The sequence below is a fragment of the Noviherbaspirillum sp. genome (assembly GCF_035254685.1).
GTDB lineage: Bacteria > Pseudomonadota > Gammaproteobacteria > Burkholderiales > Burkholderiaceae_D > Noviherbaspirillum.
Genome location: NZ_DATFAI010000041.1, coordinates 408,768 through 423,211, shown reverse-complemented (window position 1 = coordinate 423,211; position 14,444 = coordinate 408,768). Strand labels below are relative to the sequence as shown.

At 62.8% G+C, this 14,444-nt stretch carries 15 protein-coding genes; 4 read left to right on the top strand and 11 right to left on the bottom strand.

Features of this window, described 5'->3' with window-relative positions; all coding sequences use genetic code 11:
* Nucleotides 1-535 precede the first annotated feature (535 nt).
* The gene (locus VJ698_RS19465; protein WP_324104461.1) at nt 536-1,669 is read left to right on the top strand and encodes a GNAT family N-acetyltransferase; all 1,134 of its coding nucleotides are present in this window, start codon (nt 536-538) and stop codon (nt 1,667-1,669) included.
* Between the two features lie 6 nt (nt 1,670-1,675).
* On the opposite strand, the gene maiA is transcribed toward VJ698_RS19465, so the two are convergent.
* The 6 genes from maiA to VJ698_RS19435 all read right to left on the bottom strand — a co-directional run bounded on the left by maiA (nt 1,676) and on the right by VJ698_RS19435 (nt 6,914).
* Nucleotides 1,676-2,320: a maleylacetoacetate isomerase gene (gene maiA, locus VJ698_RS19460; RefSeq protein ID WP_324104552.1), complete on the bottom strand. Its 645-nt coding sequence runs from the start codon at nt 2,318-2,320 to the stop codon at nt 1,676-1,678.
* A 27-nt stretch (nt 2,321-2,347) separates the two neighbouring features.
* On the bottom strand, nt 2,348-3,376 hold the full coding sequence (locus VJ698_RS19455; RefSeq protein WP_324104460.1) for a fumarylacetoacetate hydrolase family protein: 1,029 nt from the start codon (nt 3,374-3,376) through the stop codon (nt 2,348-2,350).
* Nucleotides 3,377-3,416: 40 nt separating this feature from the next.
* Complete coding sequence (locus VJ698_RS19450; RefSeq protein WP_324104459.1) at nt 3,417-4,403, bottom strand: TRAP transporter substrate-binding protein; 987 nt, start codon at nt 4,401-4,403, stop codon at nt 3,417-3,419.
* Nucleotides 4,404-4,451: 48 nt separating this feature from the next.
* Nucleotides 4,452-5,729: a TRAP transporter large permease subunit gene (locus VJ698_RS19445; protein WP_324104458.1), complete on the bottom strand. Its 1,278-nt coding sequence runs from the start codon at nt 5,727-5,729 to the stop codon at nt 4,452-4,454.
* Nucleotides 5,726-6,304 (bottom strand): TRAP transporter small permease, encoded by a 579-nt coding sequence (locus tag VJ698_RS19440; RefSeq protein ID WP_324104457.1) that lies wholly within the window; start codon nt 6,302-6,304, stop codon nt 5,726-5,728. Before VJ698_RS19440 ends, VJ698_RS19445 begins: the two co-directional genes overlap by 4 nt.
* A 67-nt stretch (nt 6,305-6,371) precedes the next feature.
* The gene (locus tag VJ698_RS19435; RefSeq protein ID WP_324104456.1) at nt 6,372-6,914 is read right to left on the bottom strand and encodes a VOC family protein; all 543 of its coding nucleotides are present in this window, start codon (nt 6,912-6,914) and stop codon (nt 6,372-6,374) included.
* 179 nt (nt 6,915-7,093) lie between these two features.
* Here VJ698_RS19435 and VJ698_RS19430 point away from each other — a divergent pair, with 179 nt between their 5' ends.
* On the top strand, nt 7,094-8,005 hold the full coding sequence (locus VJ698_RS19430; RefSeq protein WP_324104455.1) for a LysR family transcriptional regulator: 912 nt from the start codon (nt 7,094-7,096) through the stop codon (nt 8,003-8,005).
* A gap of 19 nt (nt 8,006-8,024) precedes the next feature.
* Here VJ698_RS19430 and VJ698_RS19425 read toward each other — a convergent pair whose 3' ends face one another.
* Complete coding sequence (locus VJ698_RS19425) at nt 8,025-9,899, bottom strand: diguanylate cyclase (protein ID WP_324104454.1); 1,875 nt, start codon at nt 9,897-9,899, stop codon at nt 8,025-8,027.
* Between the two features lie 182 nt (nt 9,900-10,081).
* On the opposite strand from VJ698_RS19425, the gene VJ698_RS19420 reads away from it, so the two are divergent.
* Both VJ698_RS19420 and VJ698_RS19415 read left to right on the top strand, forming a co-directional pair.
* Nucleotides 10,082-10,939, top strand: coding sequence for a helix-turn-helix transcriptional regulator (locus tag VJ698_RS19420; RefSeq protein ID WP_324104453.1), 858 nt, complete (start codon nt 10,082-10,084; stop codon nt 10,937-10,939).
* Nucleotides 10,940-11,008: 69 nt separating this feature from the next.
* The gene (locus VJ698_RS19415; RefSeq protein WP_324104452.1) at nt 11,009-11,527 is read left to right on the top strand and encodes an SRPBCC family protein; all 519 of its coding nucleotides are present in this window, start codon (nt 11,009-11,011) and stop codon (nt 11,525-11,527) included.
* 4 nt (nt 11,528-11,531) lie between these two features.
* Here VJ698_RS19415 and VJ698_RS19410 read toward each other — a convergent pair whose 3' ends face one another.
* The 4 genes from VJ698_RS19410 to VJ698_RS19395 are packed head-to-tail and all read right to left on the bottom strand — an operon-like array spanning nt 11,532 to nt 14,426.
* Nucleotides 11,532-12,029: a hypothetical protein gene (locus VJ698_RS19410; RefSeq protein ID WP_324104451.1), complete on the bottom strand. Its 498-nt coding sequence runs from the start codon at nt 12,027-12,029 to the stop codon at nt 11,532-11,534.
* Nucleotides 12,026-13,264 carry a sialidase family protein gene (locus tag VJ698_RS19405; RefSeq protein WP_324104450.1) on the bottom strand — a complete coding sequence of 413 codons (1,239 nt, stop codon included), beginning with the start codon at nt 13,262-13,264 and terminating at the stop codon, nt 12,026-12,028. The genes VJ698_RS19410 and VJ698_RS19405 overlap by 4 nt, the downstream gene beginning before the upstream one ends.
* A complete protein-coding gene (locus VJ698_RS19400; protein ID WP_324104449.1) occupies nt 13,251-13,679 on the bottom strand; it encodes a biopolymer transporter ExbD in 429 nt (142 codons plus the stop codon). Before VJ698_RS19400 ends, VJ698_RS19405 begins: the two co-directional genes overlap by 14 nt.
* 9 nt (nt 13,680-13,688) lie before the next feature.
* Nucleotides 13,689-14,426, bottom strand: a complete 738-nt coding sequence (locus VJ698_RS19395) for a MotA/TolQ/ExbB proton channel family protein (RefSeq protein ID WP_324104448.1) — start codon at nt 14,424-14,426, stop codon at nt 13,689-13,691.
* Nucleotides 14,427-14,444 lie beyond the last annotated feature (18 nt).

The following is a 14,444-nucleotide window of genomic DNA, read 5'->3' as shown; positions in this document are numbered from 1 at the left end:
TTTCAGCGGTCGCTTGCTGCGCGTCGGCCGCATGCGTTGTTGCTGTCAGCAGGAGGAGCGATTGCGGACGCAGCCGTTTTTCCCAGATTCTACGCGAGTCTTTCTCTTGCCGGATTAACCCATACTTGCAAAGTGGTTATATCCAGGATAGTGAATTCCGTTGCGGAACGGCGGGGTGATATCGGCCTTCCATACCAGCATTCAATACCGGCGTGGAAGGACAGAGGAAAGAAGCAATGCGCTATAAGGCCTGCAGAGGGCTGCCGGGACTGCATCGGTGTGCATGCGGCGCTGCAGCAGCGGTACGCAATACCCATCACTATAGGAAGGCGAGGGCACGGCGCCGATGGATTCCACGTTCTCTTTGCGCTCACACAAACAAGCGGCAAGCGATCGAAACACTGGATGAACTCTTGTTTCGCTGGTCGTCCAATCAAGAGCCTGTCATGAATAGCGCCACGGGCGCCGCCCATGACAGGCACCAGGTGAGTTGTGCAGAACAAACCTGACGCGACCAAGAAGACGGAGACAACAAATGAGCGCACGCGGTTCCACCATCGACGGCATCCAGATCGCACGCGGCAACATCGCGGCCCTGGGCAAGCCGGCAGAAGGCATAGTCATCCAGTGCTACGACGACCAGATCCCGCCATTTGCGGAAGCGGCCATGCTGCGCCTCTACGGCAACCTGTTCTCGTCGCTGGCGCACCTCAGGGTCTACGGGCGCATGCAAAACATTAGCACTTATGCCGTGTTCGACGATGGCGCGCTGGTCACCGTCTGGCTGTTCCGCCGGGAAAAGAACCATGTGCAAGTGGTGAACGAAGGCATGCTGCTAGGCGACCACGAAGTCTCGCGCTTCGCGCGCCACATCCTTGCGACCTATCCCGAGGTCGACATCATCACTTTCCACGCGGTACAGGCCATGACGCAACGCCTGCCGCTGCCGCATCAGCACTTCAACTGCCTGGAAGACATGGTCATCACGCTGCCACCCAGTGCCGACGAGTATCTCGCAAGCATGGGCAAGGCCACGCGCAGCTATATTCACCGGTACATGAACAAGCTCAAGCGCGACTTTCCCACTTTCCGTTTCCGCGTCTACGAGACGAAGAACATTGATCCGGCGCATATTCGCGCCATCATCGACTTCAACCGCGTGCGCATGGCCGACAAGGGCAAGGTCGCCGTCAATGACGACGAGCGCATCATCCAGCTGGCGAAGGAATGCGGCATGGTCTGCGTGATGACCATCGATGGTCGCGTGTGCGCCGGCACCATCAACTACCGCGCCGGCGACAATTTCTTCCTTGAAGTGATCGGGCACAATCCGGAATTCAACAACTACCGGCTCGGCACGCTGTGCTGCTTCCTTACCGCCTGCGAATGCATCGCGCGCAGCGGCCATGAATACCATCTGCTATGGGGACAGGACGAGTACAAGATGCACTTGAAGGCGACGCAGCGCAACCTTGATGACCTGGTCCTGTACCGTTCGCGCCTGCGCATGTTCGGCCATCCGGAAACGCTAGTGAGGAATGTGGCTGCGCGCTGCCTGCGTCGCGCAAGGCTGTGGTCGCGCAACCTGCAACGCCGCGGCGGCTTCGGTTCGGGCATCGCCGCCGCGCTGGTGCGCCGTGTGCGGAACATGTTTCCGGCGCACTCCTGAGGCTGCCTATTCCGCGTCCGGCTGCTGCGCCGGATGCGCTGCGGCGAAGGCCGCCAGTTCGCCGCAGCGCGCATGGATCGCCATCACGGTCGGATAGGCCGACATGTCGACATCGAAGCGCTGGGCATTGAATACCTGCGGCACCAGGCAGCAGTCGGCGATGGTCGGCGCATCGCCGTGGCAGAAGGCGCCGGTCTGCGGCGCATGCGCGAGAAGTGCTTCCAGCGTGCGCAAGCCCGCTTCCGTCCAGTGCCGGTACCAGCGCGTTTTCTCTTCTTCGCTTGCCTTCAATGTGCCGGTGAGATATTTGAGCACGCGCAGGTTGTTGAGCGGATGGATCTCGCAAGCGATCGTCTGTGCCATCGCGCGCACTCGTGCACGATTCAGCGGCTCGGCCGGCAGCAGCGGCGTGTCCGGCCAGGCTTCCTCCAGGTATTCGAGGATGGCCAGTGACTGCGTGAGGATGTGTTCGCCATCCTGCAGGCTCGGTACTAGGCCGGCAGGGTTGATCGTGCGGTAGCGCTCCTGCAGCTGCTCGCCGCCGTTGCGCAGCAGGTGCACCGGCACCGTTTCGTACGCAAGGCCCTTGAGGTTCAAGGCGATGCGCACGCGGTACGCAGCGGAGCTGCGGAAGTAGGTATAAAGTTTCAGCATGGTCGGATTCATTCGCAAGTGAGGCTACTGCCCCGGCTGTCCCCGATACTTCGCCACCGTCTGCTGGATCGTCCCGAAGATGCTGTGCCCGGCCGCATCCTTCATTTCAATGCGCACCGTGTCGCCGAACTTGAGGAACCCCGTCTTCGGCGCACCACTTTCAATCGTCTCGATCATCCTCAGTTCGGCAATGCAGCAGTAGCCCACGCCGCCAGTCTCGATACGCGATCCATGCAGGCTGCCATGCCGGTTCGACACGGTGCCGGAGCCGATGATCGAGCCCGCTTCCAGTTCGCGCGTCTTCGCGGCATGTGCGATCAGTTGTCCGAAATCGAAATTCATGTCGGCGCCGGCATTCGGCTTGCCGAACAGCTTTGTGTTTACATGCACCAGCAGCGGCAGGTGAAGTTTCGCGTCGCGCCATGCGTCGCCCAGCTCATCCGGCGTGACCGTCACCGGGGAAAACGCGCTGGCCGGTTTCGACTGGAAAAATCCGAAGCCCTTTGCCAGTTCCGCCGGGATCAGGTTGCGCAGCGAGACATCGTTCACCAGCATCACCAGCCGGATCGCCTCGGCGCATTGCGTCGGCGTCGCACCCATCGGCACATCGCCGATAATCACCGCGACTTCCGCTTCGAGGTCGATGCCCCAGTCTTCACTCAGCGCACAAACCGGATCACGCGGCCCGGCAAAGGAGTCCGAGCCGCCTTGGTACATCAGCGGGTCGGTGTGGAAGGAGGCCGGCATCTCGCTGTTGCGCGCCTTGCGCACCAGCTCGACGTGGTTCAGGTAGGCGGAGCCGTCGGCCCACTGGAACGCGCGCGGCAGCGGCGAGTGGCATTGCGTTTCATCGAAGGGCTGCGCGTGTTGCGCGGTGCCGCTGTTCAGCGCGAAATAGACTTCCTGCAACTGCGGCGCGGCGCGTTCCCAGTTGTCGAGCGCGGCCTGCAGCGTGCGCGCGATGTCCGGCACCGGGCGGCATTGCGTGAGGTCGCGACTGACCACCACCAGCGTACCGTCGCGGCCGCCGGCCTTGAGCGTGGCGAGTTTCATTTGTTGTTGCCTTTCCTGTTCAAGCGTGGCGGGTTTGGAATCACTTCGTATCGAGCTGGCGGGTTACTTCGGCGAACGTGTCCTGTCCGACTTCGTGGGAGAACATGTCCCACACCGGCTTGACCTTGGCGCGCATGCGTGAGCGTTCGGCCGGCGTTACGTCGTTGACCTGCATGCCCTTGGCAGCCATCGCGGTCTGTGCCGAAGCGGCCTGGTCGCGTGCGACCTTGCGCTGGTAGGTGCGTGCCTCCGTCGCGGCGTCACGCAGGATCTTGCGGTCGGCTTCGGATAGCTTGTCCCAGAATTTCTTCGACACCAGCGGCACAAATGCGCCATACGCATGCTTGGTCAGCGACAGGTACTTCTGCACCTCGTTGAGCTTCAGCGCGGCGATCACTGCGGTCGGCGTGCCCTGTCCATCCACCGTATGGGTTTCCAGCGCGGTATAGAGTTCGGGCACCGCCAGCGGCACCGGATTGGCGCCGAGTGCCTTGATGGTTTCCTGCGAAATCTTCGCCTGGATCGCGCGGAACTTCAGCCCCTGGAAATCCTCGACCTTCGCGATCGGATGCTTGCTGTTGGTGGCGTTGAAGAAGCCGTTCTCCCAATACGCCAGGCCGACCAGCCCCTTGGCCGGCAGCTTGTCGAGCAGTTTCTGGCCAGTCGGGCCGTCGAGCACTTTCTCGGCTTCCTGTTCCGTGCTGAAGAGGAAAGGGAAATCGAGGATTTCGAATTCCTTGACCATGCCCGTCAGCGTGGTGGTCTGCGGCACGGTGAATTCGATGGTGCCGCCCTGCAGCGCGGAGGTGACTTGCACGTCGTTGCCGAGAGCGCCGCTGTAGAAAGGCTTGATCTTGATCTGGCCCTTGCTCTTGGCATCCACCAGTTCGACGAATTTCGCCACGCCCTGGCCCTGGTGCGATTTTTCCGGCAGGGTCACGGCGAACTTGGCATTGATTTGCGCCAGCGCCGGGCCGGACAGCAGTGCGGCGATCGCGAGGGCCATCAGCTTGTGCATTGGTTTCATGATTTGTGTCTCCTTATTGGATCAATGGATAGGAATCGAAGCGTGGCGTCAGTGCCACCACGAAGCAGGAACCGTGACGAGCGAAGGCATCAGGATCAGCGCCACCAGCACCAGCGATTCCGCCAGCAGGAAGGGCAGGACGCCGCGCACCGCGTCGGCCATTGACACCTTGCCGATGGAGCTCACCACGTTCAGCACCACGCCGACTGGCGGGGTGATCATGCCGATCGAGCAGTTCATCACGAAGACCACGCCGAAATACACCGGATCGATGCCGGCCTGCTGCACGATCGGCAGGAATACCGGCGTGAAGATCAGGACGATGGGGATGAAGTCCAGCACCATGCCGGCGAAGAACACCACTACCATCATCGCGATCACCAGCAGCAGCTGGCTGCCGGCGAAGGCCTGCATCCACCCGCCGACCTGGCCGGGAATGTCCGCGATGGTGATCGTGTACGAAGCCACCATTGCCAGCGCCGCCAGCAGCAGCACCACGGCCGTCGTGCGCGCCGTGACCAGCAGGCAATGGTAGATGGTGGCAAAGTCCAGCTCGCGATAGACCACGAGTCCGACGAAGAGGGCGTAGGCGGCGGCAACGACGGCGGCTTCGGTCGGCGTGAAGATGCCGAACTTCAGCCCGCCGATGATGATCACCGGCAGCATCAGCGCCCAGAAGCCCTTGCCCAGCAGCGCCATGCGTTCGCGCATCGGCAGCTTCGGCGCGAGCTTGACATCGGCCTTGCGCGATACCAGCCACCATGCGATCACCAGCGCCAGCCCCATCATCACGCCGGGCATGATGCCGGCCAGGAACAGGCGCGTGATCGACAGGTTGGCGACCACGCCGAACAGCAGGAAGCCGATGGAGGGCGGGATCACCGGCGCAATGATGCCGCCGGCCGCCATCAGGCCGCAGGAACGTGCCGGATCGTAGCCGGCGCGGCGCATCATCGGCACCAGGATGGCGGCCAGCGCGGCGGTGTCGGCCACTGCAGAGCCGGACAGGCTGGCCAGCAGCACTGCGGCAAAGATCGCGACATACCCGAGCCCGCCGCGCAGGTGGCCGACAAAGGCGCCGGCGAGATCGACGATGCGCTTGGACAGGCCGCCCGCGTTCATGAATTCGCCGGCCAGGATGAAGAAGGGCACGGCCATCAGTACAAAGTTATCGGCGCCGCCGATGGCGTTTTGCACCACGATCTGTGTATCGAACTGGTCCATCTGCAGCATGACGGCCACGCCGCCGAACAGCAGCGCAAAGGCGATCGGCATGCCGGCCGTGATCAGTGCCAGCAGGACGCCGAGGAAGATAAGGGCATTCATTCAGGTTTCTCCGGGTGCTGCTGATGCTGCTGATGGCGGCGCGCCACCATGTCGTCCATCTTGTCCTCGATGCGCGTGCCGATGTCCTTGGTCAGCACCAGGTCTTCATCGCTGCGCCGGAACGCCTTCCACACGTTGGCGCTGATGGTGAATATCATGCCGACGCCGAATGCGATGGCCACGGCATACAGCCATGCGTAGGAGATGCCGAGCACCGGATAGGCATTGTCGAGATTGATCATCATCTGCTGCCAGCCGCCGCTGATGAACATCACGCAGGCCGCCAGCATGAGCGCGGCGGTTACGGCGATCAGGGCCTTGCGCCATGCCGTCGGCAGTTTCGTCACCAGCGAATCGAAGCCGATGTGCGCGTGCTGCGCCGATGCGAGGATGGCGCCGAGAAAGATCAGCCAGACGAACAGCAGCCTGGCCAGCTCTTCCGAAACGGCGATGCCGGAATTGAAGGCGTAACGCAACACCACGTTGCCGAACACCAGGATGGCCATGATGGACAGGCACGCGACGATCATCCATTCCAATCCGCGCGACGCCCATCTTCCGAGGCGACTGAACATGTCTCCTGCTCCTTTGCTTGGTTCTTTTGCAGCCTTCCTCCATGCGAGGGAGGAAGGCCTTGTGCGCTTACTGCTTTGCCGAGTAGCTGCCGTCATGCATCCATGCGGCGTGCTTGGGCGCCTTCTTGGTGCGGTTCCATTCCTCGATCATGGCCTCCTTCACTTCGTCCAGCTTCTTCATCATCTCGGGAGTGGCCGTGTTCACCGCGAGCTCCAGGCGATGTCCGCTCGGGTCATAGAAATAGATCGACTTGAAGATGGTGTGGTCAGTCGGGCCGATCACCTCGATGCCGTCCGCTTCGAGGCGCTTCTTGGCATCCATCATCTCTTCCATCGTGTCGACTTCCATCGCGAGGTGCTGCGTCCAGACCGGCGTGTTGCGGTCGCGGTCCATCGGCGCCTGGTTCGGCAGTTCGAAGAAGGCCAGGATGTTGCCGCCGCCCGCGTCGAGGAAAATGTGCATGTAGGGATCGGGCGCGCCGGTCGACGGCACCTGGTCTTCGGCGATGGCGAGCACCAGTTCCATGTTGAGATATTTGCGGTACCAGTCGATGGTCTGCTTGGTGTCCTTGCAGCGGTATGCGACGTGGTGGATTTTCTTGACCTTCATTTTTGCCTCCTTGGTTGAATGGATTCCGGAACTTGTATGAAGACCCTGCATGGGTTGCAGTTTTCAGGCAGGCCGGAATGGTTCTTTCTGTGCCGAAAGCGTCATGTATTACAGGCATTAAAGCCCAAAGGGGTTTATCATTCAAACGGGATTTTTCGCTGGATTTATCAGATAAGCCGATGAGTGTGACACTAAGACAACTGCGCGCGTTCATTGCCGTGGTCCGGACCGGCAGCTTCACCAGCGCGGCGGAGAGCCTGCATGTGACGCAGTCCGCGCTGAGCGGGCTGATCAAGGAACTGGAGCAGACGCTGGGCGTGCAAGTGTTTGACCGCACCACGCGGCGCCTCGAGCTGTCGGATGTCGGCAGCGAGTTCTATCCGCTGGTCGACAAGCTGGTGCTGGACCTTGACGGTGCACTTGGCGAAATCAACAACCTGAAGGCGCTGAAGAAAGGGCTGGTGCGCGTGGCCGTACCGCAACTGATGGCCTGTACCCTGCTGCCGGATGTCATCAATTCCTATCGGCAGCAATATCCGAACGTGCAGGTGCAGCTGGTGGATTGCGGTGTGGAAAGCGTCGTGTCGCGCGTGCTGAGCGGCGAAGTCGACATCGGCGTCGGGCCGGAGCGCGACCTGGTGTCGGGCATCGACGCCATGCCCCTGTTCGAATTGCCCTTCATGCTCGTCTTCCCGAAGAAACATCCGCTGGAGAAAAAACGGCGCCTGACCTGGGACGAGGCAATGCGCTATCCGTTCATTGCCCTGCAAGGCCAGTTCTCGGAAAAACTGGCGCTCGACCTGCACGCCTCCTTGCGCGGCCTCACGCTCAATCCGAGCAACGAGGTCACCTTCATGACGACCGCACTGGCAATGGTGAGCGCCGAACTCGGCGTCGCCGCTTGCCTGCCCTATGCGGAATCGCTGGTGAAGCTGTACCAGTTGCAGATGCGGCGCCTGCACGAGCCGGAAGTGACGCGCAGGTTCTTCGTGTTTTCGCGCCACGGTCGCTCGCCGCTGCCGGCGGCGCAGAGCTTCGCGGAATTCCTGCTCGACTACGTGGAACGCAAGGACATGGCGAAATACAGGTAAAGCCTGCAAAGCCCGTGTCTTATTCCCGCATTCCCTCGGCAGCGCAGATCCTGTTGCGGCCGGTATTTTTCGCTTCATAGAGCGCGGCGTCGGCTCGGCCGAGCATGGAGTCGATGGTATCGTCCGGACGGGCACGGCTTGCCAGGCCGATCGACACGGTGAAGCGGACTGTCCTCCCATCGTCGAGGCGAACCTCGGCAGACGATACGGCCTCGAGCAGGCGCGTCGCGACCTCACGCGCGCGTTCTCCGTCAGTCTGCGGCAACACCGCGGCGAACTCCTCGCCGCCAAGCCGGCCGATGACGTCGACGGCCCGCGTTGCATTGCGGAACAAGGCAGCAAAGGTTTGAAGAACGATATCGCCGCTCTTGTGGCCATAGGTGTCATTGATCTTCTTGAAGTGGTCGATATCCACCATGAGCACCGACAGCGGCCCGCCGTAGCGAGCGGCGTGCGACAGCTCCTGACCTGCCAGCAGCAGGAACTGGCGCCTGTTCGCCACGCCGGTCAGGAAATCGGTCTGCGCCAGCCGCTCCAGCTCCAGCTCCGCCTGCTTGAGTTTCGTGACATCCGACACCAGGACCACGAAACCTTTCACCCTGTCGCCATCCTTGTCCGGAATATATTGCGCCAGGGTATGGCCGATACTGCCATCCGGTTTGGTCAGTGTGCGTTCAAACAATTGCGGCTCGCCGCGCAGGGCCGCGCGCATGTACGGCTCATTCTTCGCGAACAGCTCCGGGCCCATCAGGTCCTGGATACGGATATCGCGCATCTGCTCGGGCGTCTTGCCGAACCATTCCAGATAGGCGGCATTGGAGAATCGGCAGCGCAATTCATCCGTCCAGTAGGCAACCATGCCCGGCAAATGGTCGGCGATCATTTTCATGAAGCGTTCGTTCGCTGCCACCACCCTGAACGCCTCGGCTTCCCTGGCCGCGGACTCCAAGTGCTTGCGCTGGTAGGCATAAAGGCCGGCGATGGAAAGCAGGGCCATCGCGCCATAGAGCGCGGACAGGATCCTGATGTCGCGATACAGCGTGGCATAGATCAGGTCGAGCCTGCGGCTGACCGCGACCACCATCGGCTGGTCCAGCTTGAGCCCGGCCGGCATGACCGTGCGCTGCGCGATCATGCGCTCATCACCGGTGGCATACACCCGCCCCGAATACACGGTCGCTGCCCTGCCGCCTTCCCGATGGACGGTGAAGAAGGTGCCCGGCTGCCGCAGGTTCATGGTGGCCGTATTCCCCTGGTCCGGCCGCACCAGGAAGCGGGTGCCGCTCCAGTGCACGATGGAGGTCATCGTATCCGGCGTATAGCGGATCGATTCGAGCAGCGGCGCGAAATAATTCGGGTCCAGGGTGGCAAGCACCAGGCCGGCGAATCCGCCGCGGACATCGGCGAGGACTTTCGTCACGACGATGGTGTAGACATCAAGCGAGGTGCGAAAAGGCGGTGAAACGAAGAGGATGTCCGGATCCCGGCTTCGTCGCGCTTCGTCGAAAAAGGCGCGCTGGCGCATATTCTGATTCGCCAGCTCCTTGCGGCTCGCGCCAGTCACGTTGCCCTGCGCATCGAGGACAGCCACGGTGCGGATCGCCGGCATCGCATCCGTCAGTGTCTTGAGATAGAGATCAAGCTCGCGCCCGGCGCCGAGCGTGGGAAGCTGGTTGCGGACGTCGACCAGCGCTGCGTCCACCGCTGCCAGGTTCTGGCCCACGTTTTCCTGGACGACCCGGGCCTGCGCCAGCAGGCGCTCCTCTTCACGTTCCTGGGTGCGATGCTGCTCCTCGAAGAAATAAAAGATGCCGGCAGCACCAAGTACAAGCAGTGCGGCACTGAGAATGAGCCAATGCGCGATCAATGGCGCCGGTTTCGTTCGGGTCTGCATCGCCGGTAGAAAAGGGGCAATCCCCCCGTTCCTTTGTCCATCCGTGAATGACAATTCATTATCGCATGATGAACTGTCTGTGCGGCACTTGCATTGACTGTTGGTATAAATGCGCGCCCCCGCGACTTTGCCGTATTGCCAAGATGCGCTACATTACTTTTTCCGATCCATGACAAGACCGCATGCGCATCTTTTCCCGCTTCCCCGTGGCAAGGCTAAGCCCGTACATTGACCGCTTCTGGGGTTGGGAATCGGGCGAAGGTGAGACGGTCCCGTTGCCGACCGTGCTGCCCGGCACTGGAGCGGAAGTATTTTTCCATTACCGCACGCCATTCGCGCAAAGCGAAGGCGGGAAGCTTTTCTCCCTGCCAGCCACGCACCTGCTGTGCATCCGCAGGCGCCCGATGCAGCTTGCTGCAATGGAAGGACTGGGCTTCATCGCGGTGCGGTTTCGGGCCGGCGCGCTGCATCACTTCACGCAGCTGCCCGGCAATGAATTGATCGACCAGCAGCCGCGCGCGCAAGACCTGTGGGGAACGCCGGGAAAACGGCTTGCCGACGAGGTGACCGGCGCACGCTCCCACGACGAGCGTGTCGCGCTGCTGCAATCCTTCCTGCTCGAACAGCTCGAAGCTCGGGCATTCGATGCGATCGTCAGCGCCGCCGCGACCGTGCTTTATCGGCATTGCGACACGCTGTCGATTGATCAGCTGGCAGCGCGCTTTCATCTCGGCAAGCGCCAGCTGGAGCGGCGCTTCCTGCAAGCCACCGGCCTGACGCCGGTGGAAGTGCGGCGCCTGGGCCGCTTCCAGAAGACCGCGCGCACACTCCTGCTCGATCCGTCCGCGACCAGCGCCGATGCCGCCCTTGCGCACGGCTACTACGACCAGTCGCATTTCATCCGCGAATTCCAATCCCTCACAGCACTCTCGCCGCTGGCATACCTCAGCCAGGCGCGCCTGAAGACGCATTTTTACAATACGCCGCGCCCCGCCTCTGCGACGATTCACGGCACGCTTTCATCCTCACCGAGAGCGTAGCGCGCTGGCCGATGCCGCAGCACAGGCGGCATGGCAAAGCGATCCTGATATCCACAGAAAGGATGGTTCATGAAGTTTCGCGCACTATGGCAGTTCACGGCGCTCGGCATCTGCGTGCTCGCCCACGGCATTGCGGCATCGGCTCCGCTGCTCGATGTCCGGGAAAGCATCGCCCTCAGCGTTGCACCGGGCACCGCCTGGCAAGCAGTGAAGGATTTCGACAACATGGCCTGGCATCCCGCGGTCGCCACGACGCAGCTCACCGCAGGCCGCAATAACGAACGGCAGGCAGTCCGCCTGCTCACGCTCAAGGACGGCGCGACCATGCGCGAGCAGCTGCGCGAGTACGACGATGCGCGCCGGGCCCAGCACTACGCCATGCTCGATTCTCCGCTTCCTGTCACCGACTACGAGGCGTCGCTTGCCGTCACCCAAGGCGAAGGCGGCGGAGCCGTAGTGACGTGGCAGGCGCGCTTCCGTCGCAAGGAAGGCGCCGCCATGGACGATACGGCAGTCCGAAGCACGATCAGCGGCATCTTCGCGGCCGGGCTGGGCAACCTGAAGCAGCTGCTTCAGGGGCAGCGATAAAGCATCAACGAGGCGCGAACCGTTCGATCATCGCGGCCGTGATCACACCCGAATACGCGGTCTTCCCGCCTCGGCCGTCGAACCAGTAGCTGCGCGGCTTTTCTCCATGCCATGCGGGATCGATCGCATAGCGCAGCTGCTCGGGCGGCGCCACGCCGAAAGCCCAGGCGTGGCGTGTCATGCCGAGCGCTCCCAGCCGCTGCTGCATGAGCGCCACGGCATCCGGATCATCCACCGCATCGGTGGAAACCGTCACCACGCGCAGACCCTTGCGCCTGCGCATTTCCCGAGCGATGGTCTTCAGGCTGGCCTGGCAGTACACGCAGTCGAGCGACCATACGACCAGGATGAACGGTCTGCCCTTCTGTGTGTCGACGATGCGCGCCAGGCTGCCCGGTTCGAAGGCTTGCAGTACCTGGCCCGCGCGCGCCGAGCAGGGGACAAGGAAAGATAGCGCCGCCAGCAGCGATGTGATCAATATGAGCAATGTGCGCCGCATCATTGCCCTCCCTTCACAGGCACGATGCGGATGCCTTCCGCCTGCGTGCGCCACGCGAGCACGATGCCCGCCGGCGTCGTCAGCAGATGCGGCTGGTCCGATGCGCCTGCGGTGCGGGCAAGTTCCATGTCCTCCCATGTCGCGCCGCCGTCGTTCGAGGCCTTGCCGAAGATCGCCGTCGATGCGCCGTCGAACTGCTTCCATGCGAGCGCGACGCGCTTGCCAGCCACCGCCACGTCCGCATGTTCCGCATTGGCGGCGCCGAGTCGTCGTTCCGGACCGGGTTTCCCGCCGGGAGTGGCGCTCGCATAAAAGATCCCGCCATCGCCGTCCCTCATGCTGAACCACACCTGGTGCCGGATGCCGTCGTCACCGAAGGCAAGCGACGGTCCGTGATGCGGGCAGGCGTCGATGCGCCAGTTGTCGAAGCTCGCGCGCGCGAGCGGCCCGGCCTTGCCATCGGGACGCAGTTCGGCCATGGCGTGATCTCGCATATTGGGTGCGAACACATGACGCCACATTGCAACGGGATTACCGTCCGGGCCAAGCGCGAGCGCAATGCGGCAACATTCGCAGGAATGGTCGGCGATCTTGTAATCGCCCCGGAAGCTCGCACCCTTGTCCTCCGACACGGCGTAGTACAACGCGGCGCCGGCATACTTTCCCTTGTGCGCCGCCGCTGCGATGCCATCGCGCTTGTCGATCCACGCAATGTAGATGCGCCCGCTGCGATCGACGAGCATGGCATCGAAGCGATGCGTGATCTCGTCGCGATTGGCATGCACGGTCACCGGCGGCAGGAAGGTCTTTCCGCCGTCGAGTGAGCGCACGAAACGGATCTCGCCGGTATAGGGCTTCGCCAGCGGTTTCGTGTACGAGATGTAGAGTTCGCCCTGGGTGCCGAAGGCCAGCTTCGGACGGTTTTCGCCGTCGGCCGCCACCGGCTCCGGCTGCTGCTGCACCCGCCGGGGCGCAGACCACGTCCCGCCGCCGTCATCCGATGCCTGCAGCACCACGTACTGCGCATCGCCATCGGCTTCCTTGCTGGCAGCCCACAGGCGCCCGCTCGCATCGACGGCCACGCTGGTACCCAGTTCGATCCGTTTGCCAGCACCCGTGTTGTCACCCGTGTTGTGATTCATATGCCCGGCCTGTGCACGGGCATCGATTGCCGATCCGCTCGCGGCCAGCATGCTGAGCGCAGCGATGCCGCAGTTGAAAATGTCAATGGCGCGCATGGTCTTCTCCTTCCGTCACGAATGCGATCCTGCTGATGCCGTTCTTCTGCGCGGTGGCCATGATGGCAGCGACGCGATCGTAGCGCGTGGCACGGTCGGCACGCAGGTGCATCTCCAGCATCGGCGTGCCGGCGATCGCATGCAGGCGTTCATCCAGCGCGTCGAACGGTACCTCCTTGCCGTCGACGAAAACCTTGCCCTCGGCATCGAGCGCCACTTGCACTGTGCGCGGCTTGTCGTCCACGCGGCTGCCATCGACTTTCGGCAGGTCGACCGGAATCGCCTGGTGGAAGAGCGGCGCGGTGATGATGAAAATCACCAGCAGCACCAGCATCACGTCCACCAATGGCGTGGTGTTGATTTCCGCCATCGGCTGCGCCGTGCCGCCACTGTTCTGCTTGTTGTTGAATGCCATGGCCGCTCCTCAGTGCGCGTGCGCGGCAGGCAATGCGGTGACGGTGGCGGCGCGCGCCTGCCCGTCGAGCCGCACACCGGCCACCAGCCAGGCATGCAGGCTGTGCGCGAAGCCGTCGAGTTGCGCCAGCACCAGACGATTGGCGCGGGTGAAGGCGTTGTAGGCGAGCACTGCAGGGATGGCAACGAACAGGCCCGCCGCCGTCATGATCAGCGCCTCGCCCACCGGGCCGGCCACCTTGTCCAGCACCACCTGCGTCGCGCCGGAAAGCCCGACCAGCGCGTGATAGATGCCCCACACCGTGCCGAACAGGCCGACGAAGGGCGCGGTCGATCCCACCGAGGCGAGGAAGGTCAGGCCGCGCTCGACGCGCGCCTGCGCCAGCAGCGTCGATTGCTGCAGCGTGCGGCCGATGAACTCGCCGGCATCGACGCCTGCGCTGTGGATTCCGTGTTCCGCTTTCTCTTCCCAGGCCTGCGCCGCCAGAACCGCATCGGTGGCGAGCGCGGCGAACACGCCGGTCCTGTCTTCCTGGCGTATCGTGTCGAGCGCCTGCGTGCGCGACGCAGCGTTCCAGAAGGACTGCATGGCCGACATGGTCGACGCGCGAGCGCGCCACTGCCCGAAGAGCTTGCCGACGATGATGGTCCAGCTCACTGCCGACATCAGCAGCAGCGCGAGAGTGATGGCGTGCGACACCGCGTCGCCTTGTGCCCAGAAGTGGGCGATGCCGAGTTTTTCATTCATGATGCAACTCCTTGGTTG